Origin of the sequence: Streptomyces sp. NBC_01224, assembly GCF_036002945.1 — a bacterium.
Classification (GTDB): Bacteria; Actinomycetota; Actinomycetes; order Streptomycetales; family Streptomycetaceae; genus Streptomyces.
Genome location: NZ_CP108529.1, coordinates 6,852,796 through 6,872,022, shown reverse-complemented (window position 1 = coordinate 6,872,022; position 19,227 = coordinate 6,852,796). Strand labels below are relative to the sequence as shown.

Below are 19,227 nucleotides of genomic sequence, written 5' to 3'. Positions count from 1 at the left end.
TGGTCAGGGGTCAGGGTGCAGAGGGGGTTACCGGGGGCAGCTGAGGCCCCGGAAACACCAGGGGTACCCGGGGGGCATCAGAGCCATCGGTGACAGAACCGACGATACCGGCGGAGATCGGGGGGTCGGTGGCCGGGCCACCCAAGTCCGGTTGTCCCTGGTCAAGAGGCCAGTGCCGGTTGGACAGGAGGAACGTGGGCGTAGGGGCAGGGGCGCGCGGGCGGACCGGGCCGCTCCAGGGACGAGTGGGCGGACCGGGGTACCTGGGAACGTGCGGGCGCGGGGTGGGGGCGGCGCAGGCCTCAGCGGCTCCGATGGGCGCGCAGCCGTACCGGAGCCTGCGGCGAGGGCGCGCCGTACCGACAGAAGCGGCGGCCTCCGCTTTCCGGGGGCCGCCGCTTCGGCGCTCAGACCTTGCGCGCGCGGGTCGCCTTCTTCGCCGCAGGCTTCTTCGCCTCAGCAGGCTTGGCGGTCTCGGCCGTGGCGGACTTGGCGGCCCGGCCCGCACTCGTCCTGGCCGTGGCCGTCGTCCTGACCGGGGCCGACTTCGCGGCGACCGCCTTCTTCGTGGCCACCTTCCGCACGGGCTTACGTGCCGCGGGCACCGAGGCTTCGCTCACCCGATCCGGGTCCAGGATGCCCTGGAGGAACTTGCCGGTGTGGCTGGCCGGAACCCCGGCGACCTGCTCCGGGGTTCCCTCGGCGATGACCAGACCGCCCCCGTTGCCCCCTTCGGGGCCCATGTCGATGACCCAGTCCGCGGTCTTGACCACATCGAGGTTGTGCTCGATGACGATCACCGAGTTGCCCTTGTCGACCAGCCCGGAGAGCACCTTGATGAGTTTGCTGATGTCCTCGAAGTGCAGACCCGTGGTCGGCTCGTCCAGGACGTAGACCGTGCGGCCGGTGGAGCGCTTCTGCAGCTCGCTCGCGAGCTTCACACGCTGTGCCTCGCCGCCGGAGAGCGTGGGCGCGGACTGGCCGAGCCTGACGTATCCGAGGCCTACCTCATGGAGCGTGCGGAGGTGACGGGCGATCGTCGGGACGGCCTCGAAGAACTCCAGGCCCTCCTCGATCGGCATGTCCAGCACCTCGGCGATGGACTTTCCCTTGTAGTGGACCTCCAGGGTCTCCCGGTTGTAGCGCGCTCCGTGGCAGACCTCGCACGGGACGTACACATCCGGCAGGAAGTTCATCTCGATCTTGATCGTGCCGTCGCCGGAGCAGTTCTCGCAGCGGCCGCCCTTGACGTTGAAGGAGAAGCGGCCCGGCAGATAGCCGCGCACCTTCGCCTCCATCGTCTCCGCGAACAGCTTGCGGACATGGTCGAAGACGCCGGTGTACGTGGCCGGGTTGGACCGGGGCGTACGGCCGATGGGTGACTGGTCGACGTGCACCACCTTGTCGACCTGGTCGTCCCCGTCGACCCGGGTGTGGCGGCCGGGCACCGACTTGGCGCCGTTCAGCTCGCGTGCCAGGTGGGTGTAGAGGATGTCATTGACCAGTGTCGACTTTCCGGAGCCCGAGACACCCGTGACGGCCGTGAGCACACCGAGCGGGAAGGAGACGTCGATGTCCTGGAGGTTGTTCTCCCGGGCACCGTGCACCGTGAGCCTGCGTGACGGGTCGACGGGGCGTCGGATGTCGGGCATCGCGATCGACTTCTTGCCGGTCAGATACTGGCCGGTGATCGACTCACCGTTGCCCAGCAGCTCCTTGAGCGATCCGGAGTGGACCACCTTGCCGCCGTGCTCACCGGCGCCGGGGCCGATGTCGACGACCCAGTCGGCGACCTTGATGGTGTCCTCGTCGTGCTCGACCACGATCAGCGTGTTGCCCATGTCGCGGAGCCGGACCAGGGTCTCGATCAGCCGGTGGTTGTCCCGCTGGTGCAGACCGATGGACGGCTCGTCCAGCACGTACAGCACGCCGACCAGGCCGGAGCCGATCTGTGTGGCGAGCCGGATGCGCTGGGCCTCGCCGCCGGACAGAGTGCCTGCCGCGCGGTTCAGCGAGAGGTAGTCGAGGCCGACGTCGACCAGGAACCTCAGCCGCTCGTTGACCTCCTTCAGTACCCGTTCGGCGATCTTCTTGTCGCGGGCGTTCAGCTTCATCCGGCCGAGGAATTCGGCGCACTCGCTGATCGACATCGCGGAGACCTCGGCAATGGACTTCTCCATCACCGTGACCGCGAGGACGATCGGCTTGAGTCTGGTGCCCTCACAGGTCGGGCAGGGCACCTCTCGCATATAGCCCTCGAAGCGCTCCCGGCTGGAGTCGCTCTCGGCCTCGGAGTGCCGCCGCTTGACGAACTGGACCGCGCCCTCGAAGGCGGGGGTGGTGTAGGCGCGCTCGCGGCCGTAGCGGTTGCGGTAGCGGACCTCGGTCTGGATCTTGTGGCCGTGGAGCAGGGCCTTCTTGGCGCGCTGCGGCAGCCCGGCCCACGGGATGTCCGTACGGAATCCGAGGGCTGCGGCGAGCGCGCCGATCAGCCGCCCGAAGTACTCCTTGGTGTGGCCGTGCGACCAGGGGTGGATCGCGCCCTCGTCGAGCGACCTCTCCTCGTCGGGGACGATCAGCTCGGGGTCGACCTCCATCCGCGTACCGATACCCGTGCAGTCGGGGCAGGCGCCGAAGGGCGAGTTGAAGGAGAAGGAGCGCGGCTCCAGCTCCTCGAAAGAGAGGTCGTCGTACGGGCAGTAGAGGTGCTCGGAGTACATCCGCTCACGCTCGGGGTCGTCCTCGGGGAGGTCGACGAAGTCGAGCACGACCATGCCGCCGGAGAGCCCGAGCGCGGTCTCGACCGAGTCGGTCAGCCTGCGCTTGGCGCTGTCCTTCACCGTGAGGCGGTCGATGACCACCTCGATGGTGTGCTTCTCCTGCTTCTTCAGCTTGGGCGGCTCGGAGAGCTGGATGGTCTCGCCGTCGACCCGGGCCCTGCTGTAGCCCTTGGTCTGCAGATCGGCGAAGAGGTCGACGAACTCGCCCTTGCGCTCACGCACCAGCGGCGAGAGCACCTGGAAACGGCTGCCCTCGGGAAGACCGAGCACCTTGTCGACGATGGCCTGCGGCGACTGGCGCGAGATGGGACGGCCGCACTCGGGGCAGTGCGGCTTGCCGATCCGGGCGAAGAGCAGCCGGAGGTAGTCGTAGACCTCCGTGATGGTGCCGACCGTCGAGCGCGGGTTGCGCGAGGTCGACTTCTGGTCGATGGAGACGGCGGGCGAGAGGCCCTCGATGAAGTCGACGTCCGGCTTGTCCATCTGGCCGAGGAACTGGCGGGCGTACGAGGAGAGCGACTCCACGTAGCGTCGCTGTCCCTCGGCGAAAATCGTGTCGAACGCGAGAGACGACTTGCCCGACCCGGAAAGCCCGGTGAAGACGATGAGGGAGTCGCGGGGGAGGTCGAGCGAGACGTTCTTGAGGTTGTGCTCGCGAGCGCCACGGACGATGAGACGGTCGGCCACGCCGGTCCGCACCTTTCTAGAGAGAAGTGGGGGAACTGAGCCCCTGTCCCAGGGTATGGGGGGGCGCCACAGCGATGTACGAAGCTTTCGACTCCGAGCGTATAGCACGCGCATTCGATTTACGGACGGCCGCAGACTCCTTCACCCGAATGAGTGGCGGGGCTAGGCTCAGCCTCATGATTGATCATGCGCACGACCTGGACGCCGTACGTGAAGCGACCGATCGGCTGCTCAGCGCCACCAGGAAATTGGACGACTCCGCACTCGCCGAGCCGTCGCGATTGCCGGGCTGGAGCCGCGGCCATGTCGTTGCGCACCTCTCTCGTAACGCCGACGCGCTCGTAAATGTTCTCCAGGGCCGGCCGATGTACGCAGACAGCGAAACCCGCGACCGCGACATCGAGCGCGACGCAACCCGGCCAAAGGCCGAGCAGCTGGCCGACCTGGTCGAGAGCGCGGCCCGTTTCGTGGCCGCCGCATCGGCCCCGGCCGACTGGTCCCGCACGGTCACGATGCGCAACGGCGTGACCGACTCGGCCTCCAGGATCCCCTTCCGCCGCCGCATCGAGGTCGAGCTGCACCATGTCGACCTGGGCATCGGCTACGAGCTGGAGGATCTCCCGGACGAGTTCGTCACACGGGAGATCGACTTCCTCGCCGAGCGGTTCGACGGGCACCCCGATGTCATGTCCACGGATGCGGCCGACGACAAGGGCCGGACCTGGACGACGGGCGGCGGCGCGGAAGGCGGTCCTGTCACGGTCCGCGGTACGGCCCCCGAGCTGCTCGGCTGGCTCTGCGGACGCCGTGACGGCTCGGCACTGACCGTCGAAGGCGGCCCCCTTCCCGCGCTGCCCCCGCTATAGGCTGAGACGTATGACGTACAGCGGAACGGTCAAGGTCGGCGGGCGTGCGGATGTACACGAGTTGACGGATCTGATGATCTCCAAGGTCGCCGTCGGCCCGATGAACAACAACGCCTATCTGCTGCGCTGCCGGGCCACCGGCGAGCAGCTCCTGATCGACGCGGCCAACGAGGCCGGGACCCTGCTGCAGCTGATCGGCGACGACGGCATCACCTCCGTCGTCACCACCCATCGGCACGGCGACCACTGGCAGGCGCTCGGCGAGGTGGTGGCGGCCACCGGCGCGCGTACGTACGCCGGGCGGTACGACGCCGAGGGCATCCCGGTCCCGACCGATGTCCTGGTCGACGACAACGGCACGATCCAGGTGGGCCGGGTCGCCCTGACCGCCCGTCACCTCGTCGGTCACACCCCGGGCTCCATCGCGCTGATCTACGACGACCCGCACGGCGCCCCGCACCTGTTCACCGGGGACTGCCTCTTCCCGGGCGGGGTCGGCAATACGCACAAGGATCCCGAGGCCTTCGCGAGCCTGCTCCACGATGTGAAGACCAAGCTCTTCGACCAGTTGCCCGACGAGACCTGGGTCTATCCGGGCCACGGTCACGACACCACCCTCGGCGACGAGCGTCCGCAGCTGCCGCAGTGGCGCGCCCGCGGCTGGTGACGGCAGCCGCAGGGGCGCTCTCCACCCGTACAAACACCGGCCGGGGCGGGCAACGGACAGTTGCTCGCCCCGGCCGGTGCCGGTTCCTGCCCGGCCGGACGGCCGCCGGGCCGTCCGCCGCGGTCAGGCGTCGATGCTGGAACCCTTGTCCGCGGCCTTGTCCGCTTCCGCGGCCGCCTCGGCCCGCTCCTGCTTCTTATTGGCGATGAGACTGGTGATCGTGGTGATCACCAGCACGCCGCAGATGACGCCGAGCGAGACCGGGATGGAGATCTCGGGGACGTGCACTCCGGACTCGTGCAGTGCGTGCAGCACCAGCTTCACGCCGATGAAGCCGAGGATGACCGAGAGGCCGTAGCTGAGGTGGACCAGCTTCTTCAGCAGCCCGCCGATCAGGAAGTACAGCTGCCGCAGCCCCATCAGGGCGAAGGCGTTGGCGGTGAAGACGATGTACGGATCCTGGGTCAGGCCGAAGATCGCGGGGATGGAATCCAGGGCGAACAGCACATCGGTGGTGCCGATGGCGAGCATGACGACCATCAGCGGCGTCAGGACGCGCTTGCCGTTGTTACGGATGAAGAGCTTGGTGCCGTGGTACCGGTCGGCGACCCCGAAGCGGCGCTCGATCGTCTTGAGGAGTCGGTTCTCCTCGAACTCCTCCTCTTCCTCGCCGGCCCGCGCCTCCTGGATGAGCTTCCAGGCGGTGTAGATCAGGAACGCGCCGAAGATGTAGAAGACCCACGAGAAGTTGGCGATGACGGCGGCACCGGCAGCGATGAAGATCGCTCGCAGCACCAGCGCGATCAGCACACCGACGAGCAGCACCCGTTGCTGGAGGTGGGAGGGGACCGAGAACTTCGCCATGATCAGGACGAAGACGAAGAGGTTGTCGACACTGAGCGACTTCTCGGTGATGAAGCCGGCGAAGAACTCGCCCGACGCCTGGCTCTCACCGAAGACCAGCAGGCCGAGTCCGAAGAGCGCGGCCAGCGCGATCCAGATGATCGTCCAGATTCCGGCTTCCTTGGTCGTCACGTCATGGGGTTTGCGCCCGATGAAGAAGTCGACGGCAATAAGGGCTGACAGACCAAGAATGGTCAGCACCCAGAGGGTCCATGAAACGTCCACTGCGCCTCCGGCAGTTCGCTACGGCTACTGATCAGCGTCGTCGCTGCCGGAGGTCTCTTCCACCCGGGCGCACGGGCTGCGCACCACGGGCCGGCGCCCCGGGACCGGTCACAGTCCGTACTGACGGGCACGCCGCGTATGGGAGTACTCCCCTCCGCCCAAAGAACAGTACAGGGAACACCAAGGAAAGGTAAAGAGGAGGGTAAAGATCTTCCAAAAGGGCAGGTCAGGGGCGTTGATACGTAGTCGCCTCCGCTCCAGGGCTCAGGGGCGCCGGGGGTGGCGGGCCGCGGCCACCCTGGCGAGCACCTGCTCAAGGACCCGACTGCCAGGCGGCATCCTCAGCGGCTCGTACGTCCAGGCGTGGCCCACCCAGGGATCGGCCAGGTGGTCGTCGGCGACCGGGGTGATCCTGAGCAGCGAGCGCCACAGCGGGTCGAGCACCGGCCCGTACGCGCCGGCGTCCTCGCGGTCCGCGACCATCAGCAGATGGACGCCGACCGAGGGCCCCTCGTCTGCGAGGTAGCGCAGCTGGGTGACGGCCCGGTCGTCGAAGCCGTGCGGGAAGTCGTTGACGATCAGCAGCTGTTCGCCTGTGTCGAGGTCCGGCGGAAGCGAATCGGCGGCGCCGGCCCGGATCGCCATCTGCACCAGGTCGACACGCCGGGTGAGTTGTGCGAGGACCGAGGCCACTCCCCCGGCTCCGGCGGCGGACGGCCCCGCGAGGGCCCCGGAATCGACCAGAGGGGCGAGCGCTCCGGCCGCCGAGCCCGCGGGGTCGATGACATGGACGGAGAACTCGTCGGCCGGATAGACGGCCAGCAGCCGGGCCGCGTGCGCGACCGCGTTCTCCATGGCCAGGCGGCGCAGTTGGGCGGTGTCCATCAGGGCTGCGGCCTCGGAGGCCGTACGGCCGCTGTCGACCCAGATCCCGCGCTCCAGAGGGAGCCGGACCAGTAGCGGGATTCGCAGGTCGGGGCTCTCGGGCAGATGGAGGTCGCCGATGCGCAGCGCCATCGGGATCTCCATCGGGACGCGGTAGGCGTGCCAGACGGGGTTGTCCCATCCCGCGTACGCGGCGGGGAGCGCGGGTTCCACGACGGCGGACTCGGCGGCGAGCTGGGCGAGGTCGCGATCGAGGACCTCGCGGGCCCGGGCGGTCAGCTCGTCGCGCTTGGTACGGGCCTGTTCGCGGGCCCGGTCGCCGGCGCCGCCGATCCGGTTTCGCGGGTCGGACAGGGTCCGGTCGAGCTCCTGGTCCATGCGGGACTCTGCGAAGTCGACGGCGCTGCGGTACGCGGCGGTGGTGCGGGCCAGGTCCTCGAACATGCCCCATATCTGGTTGTAGAGGCGCTCCTCCATGGACCAGCCGGTCGCGTCCCCGGCGACGGGCCGGGCGGCGTGGCCCGGCTCGGCGGGCGGGGCGGTGGGAGGGGGTGGCGGGGGTGCGGATGCCTGGCGGCGCGGGTGGGCGTAGTTGATGGGGCCGCCCGTCGTGGCCGCGGACGGCGGGGTGGTGGGCTCGGCAAGCGGCTCGGGGGGCTGGGTGGCCGTCGGCGGTGCGACGGGAGGTCGGCGGCCGTCCGAGGGCGGTACGGGGCCCGTGCCGTGACCGACCCGGTCACCGTCCGGGGTGCGCGGCGGGGGCGGTGCGACCGAGCGGGCCATCGCGCGGGCGACGGCGTCCTGGATCGAGTGGGCCAGCTCGGCCGCCTGCGTCAGGCCCTGGTCGGCGAGCATGGCGGCGAGGCCGCCCGCGTAACCCTGACCGACGGCGCGGACCTTCCAGGCACCCTGGCGGCGGTAGAGCTCCAGGGCTGCGACGGCGGACTCGCTGTCCAGGCCGGTGAGGGTGAAGGTGGCGATCTCGCTGCCTTCGAGCCCGGTGACGGCGACGAACGGTGAGGCGACCGCGCCGAACCGGACCGGTCCGCCGACGCCTGTGGGCAGGGCCAGCAGCACGGTGACCCGGTGCACCGAAGCCGGCAGGGCGTCGAGGTCCACGGCGAGCCGGTGTTCGGCGGCGGCCTGTCCGGACACCTCGAGCCCGGGCAGCTGTGGCGATCCCGGGTGGGCGACCCACTCGGTGCCGTGCACGGTGCCGTCCTCGTCGCCGAGCGTGGCACCGGCCACGACGGGTGTGCCGGCCGATACCCGGATCTCCAGACGGGTCTGGGGCAAGGTGTGGTTCTGCCCCCGGACCAGCTCGGCCGTCATTGCCCTGTCCCCTCGATGAGTTGCCGCTGCGTGGTGCGGTGTCGTGCGGTGCGGCGCGATGTGGTGCAGCTCCCGGCGGCCGATGCCTCCGGGAGCTGCGCGTACCGATGTCGACCGGCTGGTCCGGCCGTGCCTACAGGTGCGGCAGGATCGCCGGCATCAGGTCCTGGAAGGTGCGGCCGTTGGCCGGGTTGCCGAGGGCGGTCATCTGCCACCCGTTCCCCGAACGGTGCACCTTCGCCATGATCTGGGCCGTGTACTGCCCGCCGCCGTCCAGCGTGTAGCGGGCGAGCTCCTGGCCGTTGGTCTCGTCGACGATGCGGCAGAAGGCGTTCTGCACCTCCTGGAACGTCTGGCCGGTGAAGGAGTTCACCGTGAAGACGATCTGGTCGATGTGGACCGGCACCCGCTGCAGATCGACGAGGATCGCCTCGTCGTCGCCGCCCGAACCGGCGCCGCCGACCAGGTTGTCCCCAGTGTGCTGGACCGAGCCGTCGTCACTGACGAGGTGACGGAAGAAGACCACGTCGACCGGCTGCTTGTCGGCGAACAGCACCGCCGAAGCATCGAGGTCGATCTCCCTCGTACGTGAACCGAACAGACCGCGGCGCGGCGCCGCCTGCCAGCCGAGCCCCATCCGCACCGCGGTCAGGGTCCCCCCGTCGCTCTTCTGCAGGCTGATGGCCTGACCCTTGGTCATATTGACCGTCACGCGCTGTCCCCTCTCCGCTTGCCCCGCCACCGTCCGTGCGCGGTTTTCCAGCACCCTACGCAGTCACACCGAGCGTGTGGCCGCTTGGGGCGTTTTTGTGTCGGTCCTGCAACACACCAGGCGCGACGGGGTCAGGCGAGGCCCGCCTCCCGCATCTGACGCAACTCCTTCTTCAACTCACCGACCTCGTCACGCAGTCGGGCCGCCACCTCGAACTGCAGGTCAGCGGCGGCTGCCCGCATCCGGTCGGTCATCTCCTCGATGATTCCGGCCAGTTCGGTGGCGGGCCGGTCGGTGACCACCGCGCCGTTGCCCCCGGCCTTCTTGGAGCCTGCCGTCTTGACGCCCAGCGTGGGAACGGGAGCCTTGGCACCCTTCGTCTGGCGGTAGCCGGTGCCGAGCAGCTGCTCGGTGTCGACCTCCTCGCGGGCGATCGTCGCAACGATGTCGTTGATCTTCTTGCGCAGCGGCTGCGGGTCGAGGCCGCGCTCGGTGTTGTAGGCGATCTGCTTCTCGCGACGCCGATTGGTCTCGTCGATGGCCTGCGCCATCGCCGGGGTGATCTTGTCCGCGTACATATGGACCTGCCCCGACACGTTACGGGCGGCGCGCCCGATGGTCTGGATCAGGGACGTCCCCGAGCGCAGAAAGCCCTGCTTGTCCGCGTCGAGGATGGCGACCAGCGACACCTCGGGCAGGTCGAGGCCCTCGCGCAGGAGGTTGATGCCGACCAGTACGTCGTACTCACCGGAGCGCAGCTCACGCAGCAGCTCGATGCGGCGCAGGGTGTCGACGTCGCTGTGCAGATAGCGGACCTGGATGCCGAGCTCCAGGAAGTAGTCGGTGAGGTCCTCGGCCATCTTCTTGGTGAGGGTGGTGACCAGGACCCGCTCGTCCTTCTCGGCGCGCGTGCGGATCTCGTGCACCAGGTCGTCGATCTGGCCCTCGGTGGGCTTGACGACGACCTCCGGGTCGACGAGGCCGGTGGGGCGGATGATCTGCTCCACGAAGCCGTCGCCCCTGGAGAGCTCGTACTTCCCGGGTGTGGCGGAGAGATAGACGGTCTGGTTGATCCGGTTCAGGAACTCCTCCCACTTCAGCGGGCGGTTGTCGAGCGCGGAGGGGAGCCGGAATCCGTGGTCGACGAGGGTTCGCTTGCGGGAGGCGTCGCCCTCGTACATGGCGCCGATCTGCGGCACGGTGACATGCGACTCGTCGAGGACGAGGAGGAAGTCCTCGGGAAAGTAGTCGAGGAGGGTGTTGGGGGCGGTGCCGGGTGAGCGGCCGTCGAAGTGCATCGAGTAGTTCTCGACGCCGGAGCAGGTGCCGATCTGCCGGAGCATCTCGATGTCGTACGTGGTGCGCATCCGCAGCCGCTGGGCCTCCAGCATCTTGCCCTGCTTCTCCAGCTCGGCGAGGCGCTGTTCCAGCTCCTGCTCGATGCCGTTGACCGCCTTCTCCATGCGCTCGGGGCCTGCGACGTAGTGGCTGGCCGGGAAGACGTGGAGGGACTGGTCCTCGCTGATGACCTCGCCGGTGAGCGGGTGAAGGGTGGAGAGCGCCTCGATCTCGTCGCCGAACATCTCGATTCGGACGGCGAGCTCCTCGTAGACCGGGAAGATCTCGATGGTGTCGCCGCGGACGCGGAAGGTGCCGCGGGTGAACGCCAGGTCGTTGCGGCTGTACTGGATCTCGACGAAGCGGCGCAGCAGCTGGTCGCGGTCGATCTCGTCGCCGACCTTGAGCTGGACCATCCGGTCCACGTACTCCTGGGGCGTACCGAGGCCGTAGATGCAGGAGACGGAGGCGACCACGACGACATCGCGCCGGGTGAGCAGCGAATTCGTCGCGGAGTGGCGCAGCCGCTCGACCTCCTCGTTGATCGAGGAGTCCTTCTCGATGTAGGTGTCCGACTGCGGGACGTACGCCTCGGGCTGGTAGTAGTCGTAGTAGGAGACGAAGTACTCGACGGCGTTGTTGGGCAGCAGCTCGCGGAACTCGTTCGCCAGCTGGGCCGCGAGGGTTTTGTTCGGCGCCATCACGAGGGTGGGGCGCTGCAGTTTCTCGATCATCCAGGCGGTGGTCGCCGACTTGCCGGTGCCGGTCGCGCCGAGCAGGACGACATCCTTCTCATCCGCACGGATGCGCCGCTCCAGCTCGGCGATGGCCGCGGGCTGGTCGCCGCTGGGCTGGAAGGGACTGACGACCTCGAAAGGCGCCACCGAACGTTCGATCTTCGAAACGGGCCGCATGCAACCACCGTACGACCCACCACTGACAACCGGGCCGGGTCAGCCGCAGTGCCGGGCCGAGGTCACCATTCTCCCGGCGGCGCGGGATCGTGCGGCCGCGAGTGGAACGACGCCGGGTCGGCATGTGTTCCGAACCGCGGGACCTGCCGCTGGGCCGGGATTCCAAGGGGCCGTCCGGCCCCGTTCATGGCCCTGGGGTCGTCCCAGTCCGGGGTGCCCATCACCATCAGGGGGTCGAACATCACGACCACCGCGGCAAGGAGCAGGAAGCAGCCCGGGCCGATCAGCAGTGGCAGGAGAGGGGCGGTCCGCCCGTCGGCCGAGGCCGGGTCGGCGAGGGCGCCGGGGTGCAGATGGACGTTCAGCGCGGCCATGCCCGTGTAGTGCATGCCGCTCACCGCGACGCCCATCACGACGCTGGCGCCGAGGCTGGGCAGGAAACCATGGATGGAGACGGCCGCCCAGAGTGCGGTCGTGGCGGCCACCACGGCTATGACGACGGAGAGGGCCACGGTGATCGTTTCGTACTCGAACTGTCCCTCAAGACGCATTCCGGCCATGCCCAAGTAGTGCATGGTGGCCACACCCAGCCCGGTGATGGTGCCGCCCGTCACCATTGCCATACGGGTGGCGCCCCGGTACCCGACGATGAAGATGCCGATGGCGACCATGCCGATCGCGACGGCGAGGCTGGCGAAGGTGATCGGCTTGTCGTAGCTGATGGTCACCCCTTCGACGGAGAAGCCGATCATCGCGATGAAGTGCATCGTCCAGATGCCGGAACCTATGGAGGTCGCGCCGAGGGCCAGCCAGCCGGCTTTGAAGGAACGCTCGGTGCGCAGCGAACGGGTCGTGCAGCGCAGCCCGAGGGCCGCACCGAGGCAGGCCATGAGGAAGGCCGCGACTGGCGTCACCGCTCCGTAGCTGAAACCGTCGATCGTGCCCTGCATGCTCGTACGCCCTTCGCGGAAGCCCGGGTTCGGGGGTGACCCTAAGACGCGAGGCCCGGCAGACAAACAGAAGAGCAGCATTTTATCGACATGGAAATCGGCCCGTGACCCGGTCTCAAGAGCGGCGTTCACGTTGTGGCCATCCTTCGCCTGTCCCTCGTTGGGGGGCGGCTGCCACTCTCGGCCCGTCCGTAACTCTGACGCAAGGAGTACACGTGTACGCACGCACCGCAACCGCCGCCGTCGCTGCCGCCGCCCTCGTGGGTGCCGGCGCGTTGCTGATGTCGACCGCCGATACGCAGACCACGGGCAGGGGCACGGCCGCGACCGGGCACACGAGCACAAGCACGAGCATCCGGACCGTGAGCGCCCGGACCGCTGACGCGAAGCCGGGCGCCCCCCTCGTCATCGCCCACCGGGGCGCTTCGGCCTATGCGCCGGAGAACACCCTGGCCGCCGTCGACAAGGCCGACGCACTCGGCTTCGACTGGGTGGAGAACGACGTCCAGTTCACCAAGGACGGTGTGCTGGTGGTCGTGCACGACACCGACCTGAAGCGGACCACCGACGTCGAGGAGGTCTTCCCGGACCGTGCCCCGTGGGCGGTCAAGGACTTCACGGCCGCCGAGATCGCCCGGCTGGACGCGGGCAGCTGGTTCGGTCCGCAGTTCGCCGGAACCCGGGTGCCCACCCTCAAGCAGTACCTGGACCGGATCGAGCGAAACCACCAGAAGCTGCTGCTGGAGATCAAGAGCCCGGAGATCTACCCGGGCATCGAGAAGGAGACCCTGCGGGTACTGAGCCGGAAGGGGTGGCTCGACCGCAACCACGTCAAGAACAGGCTCGTCATCCAGAGCTTCGGCGCGGACAGTGTGAAGAAGGTGCACCAGCAGCGTCCGGACGTCACGACCGGCTTCCTCGGCACCCCCGCAGTGGCCGATCTGCCCTCGTACGCAGCGTTCACCGACCAGATCAACCCCTCGTACACGTCGATCTCCGCCGACTACGTGACGGCGGTGCATGCGCTGAAGGGCGCACACGGCAAGAAGCTCCGGGTCAACACCTGGACGGTCAACGACGCGGCGACCGCGGCGAAGACGGCGGGCTTCGGCGTCGACGGGATCATCACCAACACCCCCGATGTGGTGCGCAAGGCCACAAGCTGACAGCTCGGCCGCCCCCGTATTCGCGGCCCGTTGTCAGTGGCCGGTCGTACGGTGGTTCCCATGAACAGCAACGGGGTTGTCGAGTGGGCCGTCGTCGAGAGCGACATCGGCCCGCTGCTGCTTGCCGCGACCGACGCGGGACTGGTGAGCGTGGTCTTCCACGCCGGTCCCGAGGTGCGGGAGAAGGCGGTCGGGCAGTTGCGGTCGCGACTCGGTGCGGAGCCGGTGGAGAATCCCGGCTCCGCACGGCTCGCCGAGCCGATACGTCAGCTCGCGGCGTATTTCGCGGGCTCGTTGAGGGAGTTCTCGCTCGACCTGGACTGGTCGCTGACCTCCGGCTTCAACCGCCAGGTGCTCCGCGAGCTGGCGGCCGGGGTGCCGTACGGGGCGGTCGTCGGATACGGGGACCTCGCCGAGTGTGTGGGGCAGCCGGGGGCGGCTCAGGCGGTCGGGGCTGCCATGGGGGCCAATCCGCTGCCGGTGGTGGTGCCATGCCATCGGGTGGTGGAGAGCGACGGCGGACTCGGCGGGTTCGGCGGTGGCCTCGAAACCAAGCGGAAGCTGCTGGCTCTGGAGGGCGTGCTGCCCCAGCCGCTGTTCTGAGTCGGTCGCGGAGACCGACTCCCCGCGCCGGGGCACCGGGTCCGTGCGCGGTCCGTGTCCGGACGGAACCCGGTTTCGTACCTGGGAACGGGCTGGCACACTGCGCCAGTGACCAACACCCCCGATGCACCTGACACCCTCACCGGGCCCGGCCACCCCGCCGGCCGGGTGACCGCGGCCGAGCTGCCCGGATTGCGGCGCAGAACGTCCGCGGTGCTCATAGCCAGCCAGATACTCGGCGGCCTCGGCGTCCCCATCGGTATCGCCCTGGCCCCAGTCCTGGCCACGGAGGTGAGCGGCTCCGAGGCGCTGTCCGGTCTGGCCCCGACCGCGTCGGTGACGGGTACCGCGCTGCTCTCGCTGCCGCTGGCCGCGCTGATGACCTCGCGCGGCCGACGCCCCGGTCTCGTCCTGGCGTATCTGATCGGCGCGCTCGGCGCGGGGCTCGTGGTGCTGGCCACCGTCGTGGAGAGCTTCCCGCTGCTGCTGCTCGGCATGGCCGGGTTCGGTGCCGGTTCCTCGGCCAACCTGCAGGCCCGGTTCGCCGCCGCGGACCTGGTCGAGCCCGACCGGCGCGGCCGGGCGATCTCCACTGTCATCTGGGCCACGACGATTGGTTCGGTTCTGGGGCCGAACATCGCGGCCCCGGTGGGGCATGTCTTCCGCGGCACCGCGATATCGGAGAAGGCGGGCCCATTCTTCTTCGCGGCCGGGATCTTCCTGCTGGCCGCCGTGGTGGTCGGGGTGCTGCTGCGACCGGACCCGCTGCTCACCGCGCGGGCGCTGGCGCCGCAGGACAACGAGTCCCCCGCAGGCCGTTCGCTGCGTGCCGGTGTCGCAGCGGTCCGGGCGTCCGCGATGGCCCGACTGGCGCTGGTGACGGTGGCCGTCTCGCACACCGCGATGGTCTCGATCATGGTGATGACCCCGGTCGATCTGGGCCATCACGGCGCCGGACTCCAGCTGATCGGCCTGGTCATCAGCGGGCACATCGCGGGTATGTACGCGTTCTCCCCGGTGATGGGCTGGCTGTCGGACCGGTTCGGCCGACTCGCCGTGATCGGTCTGGCGGTCGGGCTGCTCTCCTGCGCCGCACTACTGGCCGGCACCGCGGGCTCCAGCCACGGTCAGACGGCGGCAGGCCTGTTCATGCTCGGGCTCGGCTGGTCGGCCGGGCTGGTCGCCGGTTCGGCGCTGCTCACCGACTCCGTACCGCAGCCCGCCCGCGCCGCCGTGCAGGGTCTGTCGGACCTGACCATGAACACGGCGGCGGGCATCGGCGGTGCGATCGCCGGAGTGATCGTCGCCCGGGCGAGCTACGGCTGGCTGAACGCGGTCGGAGCATGTCTGCTGCTGCCGATGGCGGCACTGGCACTGCGCCGGGCGCTCGCCCGGCCGGCCGCGCCCGTTGCGCCCGACGCAGCCGGCACACCTGCACCCGCGACACCCACTTCCGACCTCTGAGGTTTCAGAGGCTGATGTGGTAGGCCTTGCGCAATGTCTCGTGCACGGTCCACGTCGTTCGGTCGCCCTCGCGCAGCACGCAGGCGTCACCCGGCCCGACCTCCAGCGTCGCCCCGCCCTCGACCACCACGGTCGCGCGCCCGCTGACGACCACGAACAGTTCGTTGGCCTCCGTGTCGGTGACCACGCCCGGCGTGATCTGCCAGATCCCGCGCAGCTGCTTGCCGTCGGGCGACTCCCAGAGCACCTTGCCGGTCACCGCGGGCTCGCCCGAGACGATCTGTGCGGGGTCGAGCGGTTCCGGTTCGAGCTCGGCGTCCGGAATGTGTACGGCGAACGAGGCAGGAGTTTGATCAAGTGTGGTCATGGCCGGTCACCCTAGCGACCGCTTCGGGGCGACTCGACACCAGGACCGGGAGAACATGCGGAGGGGACGGGTGATTCGGTCGGCGTCCCGGCCGCACGTTTGAGGTCGACGCGCTCGCGACAGGGATGTGGACATGTCACTGAATGCGTCGCACAGCGCACACTCCTACACCCCCGTCTTCTCCACCGAGGTAGAGGCGGCCCTCGCCACGCATCACCCCGTCGTGGCTCTGGAGTCGACGATCATCGCCCACGGTCTGCCACGCCCCCGCAATCTGCAGGTCGCCGAGGAACTCGAAGGGCTCGTACGTTCCGCGGGCGCCGTTCCCGCCACGATCGCCGTACTGGACGGACAGGCCCACATCGGTCTGGACAAGGCCCAGTTGGAGCGGGTCGCCGCGGACCCGGCGATACGGAAGCTGGGGCACCGGGACCTCGCACCGGCCCTGGCGACGGGCGCGAGCGGGGCGACGACCGTGTCCGCGACGGCGTCCCTGGCCGCACACGCGGGCCTGCGCGTCTTCGCGACCGGCGGCCTCGGCGGCGTACACAGGGAGTGGACCCGGACCCAGGACGAGTCCGCGGACCTCCGGCTCCTCGCGCGGACCGGCATCACCGTGGTGTGCGCGGGGGTGAAGTCGATCCTGGACGTCCCCGCCACGCTGCAGCGCCTGGAGACGCTCGGCGTCGGAGTGCTCGGTTACGGCACCGACCGCTTCCCCGGCTTCTACCTGAACAGCTCGGGCGAACCGGTCGACTGGACGGTGCGGACGCCCGAGGAGGTCGCGGAGGTGATGCGGGCCCAGGACGCGCTCGGCGGCCCCGGTTCCGCGCTGATCGTCGCCAACCCCGTATCCGTGGAAGACCAGTTGGATCCCGCACTCCACGACCGCGTGCTGGCCGAGGCCCTTTCCGCATGCCGGGAGCGCGGCATCGTGGGCCAGGCCGTCACTCCGTTCCTGCTGGACCGGCTGGTGCGGAAGACCGGAGGCGCTTCACTGGAGGCCAATCTGGCGGCCGTACGCGGAAACGTATCGCTTGCCGCGCGGATCTCCGGCGCCTGGGCCGCCGCACAGGACACCGGAGCGCACCAGAACACGCAGGACACCGGAGCGCACCGGAGCACACCGGACACAGCAGCGCACCCGAATGCGCAGGACACGACATCGCACCGGAACCCGGCGGCCGGCCGATGACCGACGGCGGCCTTCTCGTCGTCGGTGACGTGGTCACGGATGTCGTGGCCCGGCACGGAACGGCGCTGATCCACGGCACGGACACCTCGGCCCGGATCCGCACCGTCCCCGGCGGCGCGGGGGCCAACGTCGCCTGCTGGGCGACACGTTCGGGCTGTCGCGACGTACGGCTGCTGGCCCGGGTCGGCGCCGACAGTGCGGCCTGGCACCGGGAGGCGCTGCAGCGGGCAGGGGTACGTTGCCTGCTGGCCGTGGACGACGACGTACCGACCGCCACTGTCGTCGCCCTCGTCGATTCCGCCGCCGAGCGCACCTTCCTCACCGACAGCGGTGCCGCGCTCCGTCTCTCCCCCGACGACTGGTCACCATCGATGCTCGACGGCATCGCCCATCTCCATCTCTCCGGGTACCTTCTCTTCGCCGCGACGAGCCGGGCGACGGCCCTGCTCGCTCTGCGGGAGGCCCGGCGACGGCAGATCCCGGTGAGCGTCGACCCGGCTTCGGCCGGCTTTCTCGCCGCGCTGGGCGTCGACCGGTTCCTGACAGCCGTGGAGGGCGCGGATCTGCTGCTGCCCAATGCGGACGAGGCCCGGCTGCTCACTGGACTCCCCGAACCAGCGGACGCCGCAGCCAAGTTGAGCCTTCAGGTACCTCGGGTGGTCGTCACGCTCGGCGAGGGCGGAGCTCTGCTGGCCGTCGCGGGCGCGGTGACCCGGCGCATCCCGGCGGTCCAGGTGCGGGGCGCCGTGGACTCGACCGGCGCAGGCGATGCGTTCACCGGCGGCTTTCTCGCGGCACACCTGTCGGGAGCGGACGACGCCTCGGCCGTGGAAGCAGGCTGCCGGTCGGCGGCGGAAGCGGTCACCGCCGTGGGGGGCCGCCCCGGTCCATGACACACCCGGCCCCGTGAATCAGCCCGGCCTGCTACCCGCCTTGCCCCACCCGGTCCAGGCGGGGTGCAGCGGATCGTCGGCCCGTACGACCGCATCCGCGCGGTCGCCGGGCGCCACCTCGTCCTCGTACCGCGCGAAAGCAGGCAGGGTCCAACGCTCGCTCCCCTCGGTACGTCGCCGCAGTGCGCCCGGCGACAACCGCAGATGGACACTCAGGTCGAACGGGAACCAGTGCCCCAGCAACAACGGGCCGTGCACCACCAGCACACCGCCCTCGGGAAGGAGTTGATACGGACTTCGAGTGGCCCGGTCCGTCTCCGGATCCCAGAGATCGGGCAGCACCCGCCCGCTCCCGCCCGCCTCCAGCGGCCCGAACACCTCGCGCCACAGCGCGCCCGTATCGAACCAGCTGTCGTAGTACGAGTCGGGGTCCTCCTTGCCGTACTCGTACCGAAGACTCGCCGGCCGAAGGAACCCCTGGGTGGACACGATGAGCACCGCACGCCCCCGGACCCGCAGCGCCTGTGCGACTCGCCCGGCCAACTCCCCGGTACGGGCCGCCGGCGCACCGTCGACGGCGACCTTCAGCCAGGGGCCGGCGCCAACCGGCTTCAGACCGTCGGCGTGCACGGCGACGGCCTCGGCCAGCCGCTCCCAGGTGATCGCTTCAAATCGCACGCATCCATCATCGCCCCGGCCTCGCGCGTCGACGTCGGCCGTCCCGCCGGCGAGGTTCTTCCTCGTCGGTCCCCGCCAGGTGGTTCTCGGCCAGGCGCACCACGCGGTCGGCGAGCGGACGCGGCGGTGGGCGGGCGTCGTTCGCTACTTCTTCGCGTCGCAGTCCACCGCGTCGGCGTCGTCGGAGAGCGCACTGCCCTCCGGCAGCAGATAGGTCACCCAGAGCACGACGGGCTCGGTCCCCAGGTTGCGTCCGATGTGGCGGTGAGCGGATCCGGACGGCTCGATGAAGGACGAGCCCGCGGGCGTCACCTCGACCGAGCAGTCGTCCAGAGTGCGCGTCAGCGTCCCGGACTTGACGACGGCGATCAGCTGACCGCCATGGGTGTGCCAGCCGGTGGAGCCGCCCGGCTCGACGGTGATGGTCCGGAAGGTCACATCGGTGCGGCCGTTCGGGGTCTTCACCTTCAGCTTTCCCGCCGATGTGCCCTTCGCGACCACCGTGCCGCTCACACCGCTGCCGGGTGTGGCGACGGCCGCCGACGGCACGAAGCCGAGCGCGGCCACGCAGCCGCATATGACCAGGGCCTTGGCGAGTCGCC

At 69.6% G+C, this 19,227-nt stretch carries 16 protein-coding genes; 7 read left to right on the top strand and 9 right to left on the bottom strand.

The features are described from left to right. Nucleotides 1–407: 407 nt before the first annotated feature. Nucleotides 408–3,467 carry an excinuclease ABC subunit UvrA gene (uvrA, locus tag OG609_RS30915; protein WP_327275842.1) on the bottom strand — a complete coding sequence of 1,020 codons (3,060 nt, stop codon included), beginning with the start codon at nucleotides 3,465–3,467 and terminating at the stop codon, nucleotides 408–410. Nucleotides 3,468–3,643: 176 nt separating this feature from the next. Here uvrA and OG609_RS30910 point away from each other — a divergent pair, with 176 nt between their 5' ends. Both OG609_RS30910 and OG609_RS30905 read left to right on the top strand, forming a co-directional pair. Then, a complete protein-coding gene (locus OG609_RS30910) occupies nucleotides 3,644–4,333 on the top strand; it encodes a maleylpyruvate isomerase family mycothiol-dependent enzyme (protein ID WP_327275841.1) in 690 nt (229 codons plus the stop codon). A 10-nt stretch (nucleotides 4,334–4,343) separates the two neighbouring features. Continuing rightward, nucleotides 4,344–5,000: an MBL fold metallo-hydrolase gene (locus tag OG609_RS30905; RefSeq protein WP_327275840.1), complete on the top strand. Its 657-nt coding sequence runs from the start codon at nucleotides 4,344–4,346 to the stop codon at nucleotides 4,998–5,000. 123 nt (nucleotides 5,001–5,123) lie between these two features. On the opposite strand, the gene OG609_RS30900 is transcribed toward OG609_RS30905, so the two are convergent. The 5 genes from OG609_RS30900 to OG609_RS30880 form a co-directional block, all read right to left on the bottom strand. After that, nucleotides 5,124–6,128 (bottom strand): TerC family protein, encoded by a 1,005-nt coding sequence (locus tag OG609_RS30900; protein WP_327275839.1) that lies wholly within the window; start codon nucleotides 6,126–6,128, stop codon nucleotides 5,124–5,126. Nucleotides 6,129–6,392: 264 nt separating this feature from the next. Then, nucleotides 6,393–8,345 (bottom strand): TerD family protein, encoded by a 1,953-nt coding sequence (locus OG609_RS30895; RefSeq protein ID WP_327275838.1) that lies wholly within the window; start codon nucleotides 8,343–8,345, stop codon nucleotides 6,393–6,395. A gap of 133 nt (nucleotides 8,346–8,478) precedes the next feature. Further along, a complete protein-coding gene (locus tag OG609_RS30890; protein WP_327275837.1) occupies nucleotides 8,479–9,057 on the bottom strand; it encodes a TerD family protein in 579 nt (192 codons plus the stop codon). Between the two features lie 131 nt (nucleotides 9,058–9,188). Beyond that, nucleotides 9,189–11,309 carry an excinuclease ABC subunit UvrB gene (gene uvrB / locus OG609_RS30885; RefSeq protein ID WP_327275836.1) on the bottom strand — a complete coding sequence of 707 codons (2,121 nt, stop codon included), beginning with the start codon at nucleotides 11,307–11,309 and terminating at the stop codon, nucleotides 9,189–9,191. A 62-nt stretch (nucleotides 11,310–11,371) separates the two neighbouring features. After that, on the bottom strand, nucleotides 11,372–12,259 hold the full coding sequence (locus OG609_RS30880; protein WP_327275835.1) for an MHYT domain-containing protein: 888 nt from the start codon (nucleotides 12,257–12,259) through the stop codon (nucleotides 11,372–11,374). A gap of 215 nt (nucleotides 12,260–12,474) precedes the next feature. On the opposite strand from OG609_RS30880, the gene OG609_RS30875 reads away from it, so the two are divergent. The 3 genes from OG609_RS30875 (at nucleotide 12,475) to OG609_RS30865 (ending at nucleotide 15,492) form a co-directional block, all read left to right on the top strand. Beyond that, entirely contained in the window at nucleotides 12,475–13,425 is a 951-nt protein-coding gene (locus OG609_RS30875; RefSeq protein WP_327275834.1) for a glycerophosphodiester phosphodiesterase, read from the top strand. Between the two features lie 60 nt (nucleotides 13,426–13,485). Further along, nucleotides 13,486–14,028, top strand: a complete 543-nt coding sequence (locus tag OG609_RS30870) for a methylated-DNA--[protein]-cysteine S-methyltransferase (protein WP_327275833.1) — start codon at nucleotides 13,486–13,488, stop codon at nucleotides 14,026–14,028. Between the two features lie 108 nt (nucleotides 14,029–14,136). Then, complete coding sequence (locus OG609_RS30865; protein ID WP_327275832.1) at nucleotides 14,137–15,492, top strand: MFS transporter; 1,356 nt, start codon at nucleotides 14,137–14,139, stop codon at nucleotides 15,490–15,492. A gap of 4 nt (nucleotides 15,493–15,496) precedes the next feature. On the opposite strand, the gene OG609_RS30860 is transcribed toward OG609_RS30865, so the two are convergent. Then, complete coding sequence (locus OG609_RS30860; protein WP_327275831.1) at nucleotides 15,497–15,859, bottom strand: cupin domain-containing protein; 363 nt, start codon at nucleotides 15,857–15,859, stop codon at nucleotides 15,497–15,499. Between the two features lie 133 nt (nucleotides 15,860–15,992). Here OG609_RS30860 and OG609_RS30855 point away from each other — a divergent pair, with 133 nt between their 5' ends. Then, nucleotides 15,993–17,054, top strand: a complete 1,062-nt coding sequence (locus tag OG609_RS30855) for a pseudouridine-5'-phosphate glycosidase (protein ID WP_327275830.1) — start codon at nucleotides 15,993–15,995, stop codon at nucleotides 17,052–17,054. Then, nucleotides 17,051–17,947, top strand: coding sequence for a carbohydrate kinase family protein (locus OG609_RS30850; RefSeq protein WP_327275829.1), 897 nt, complete (start codon nucleotides 17,051–17,053; stop codon nucleotides 17,945–17,947). The genes OG609_RS30855 and OG609_RS30850 overlap by 4 nt, the downstream gene beginning before the upstream one ends. An 18-nt stretch (nucleotides 17,948–17,965) precedes the next feature. On the opposite strand, the gene OG609_RS30845 is transcribed toward OG609_RS30850, so the two are convergent. After that, entirely contained in the window at nucleotides 17,966–18,625 is a 660-nt protein-coding gene (locus OG609_RS30845) for a uridine kinase (RefSeq protein ID WP_327275828.1), read from the bottom strand. Nucleotides 18,626–18,769: 144 nt separating this feature from the next. Further along, the gene (locus tag OG609_RS30840; RefSeq protein WP_385650514.1) at nucleotides 18,770–19,210 is read right to left on the bottom strand and encodes a cupin domain-containing protein; all 441 of its coding nucleotides are present in this window, start codon (nucleotides 19,208–19,210) and stop codon (nucleotides 18,770–18,772) included. Between the last annotated feature and the right edge of the window lie 17 nt (nucleotides 19,211–19,227).

What these genes read in the sequence shown, in the direction of transcription:
- OG609_RS30850 (WP_327275829.1), top strand. Translation starts at nt 17,051, where the DNA reads ATGACCGACGGCGGCCTTCTCGTCGTCGGTGACGTGGTCACGGATGTC.
- OG609_RS30895 (WP_327275838.1), bottom strand. Translation starts at nt 8,345, where the DNA reads ATGACGGCCGAGCTGGTCCGGGGGCAGAACCACACCTTGCCCCAGACC.
- OG609_RS30910 (WP_327275841.1), top strand. Translation starts at nt 3,644, where the DNA reads ATGATTGATCATGCGCACGACCTGGACGCCGTACGTGAAGCGACCGAT.
- OG609_RS30905 (WP_327275840.1), top strand. Translation starts at nt 4,344, where the DNA reads ATGACGTACAGCGGAACGGTCAAGGTCGGCGGGCGTGCGGATGTACAC.
- OG609_RS30855 (WP_327275830.1), top strand. Translation starts at nt 15,993, where the DNA reads ATGTCACTGAATGCGTCGCACAGCGCACACTCCTACACCCCCGTCTTC.
- OG609_RS30870 (WP_327275833.1), top strand. Translation starts at nt 13,486, where the DNA reads ATGAACAGCAACGGGGTTGTCGAGTGGGCCGTCGTCGAGAGCGACATC.
- OG609_RS30860 (WP_327275831.1), bottom strand. Translation starts at nt 15,859, where the DNA reads ATGACCACACTTGATCAAACTCCTGCCTCGTTCGCCGTACACATTCCG.
- uvrB (WP_327275836.1), bottom strand. Translation starts at nt 11,309, where the DNA reads ATGCGGCCCGTTTCGAAGATCGAACGTTCGGTGGCGCCTTTCGAGGTC.
- OG609_RS30880 (WP_327275835.1), bottom strand. Translation starts at nt 12,259, where the DNA reads ATGCAGGGCACGATCGACGGTTTCAGCTACGGAGCGGTGACGCCAGTC.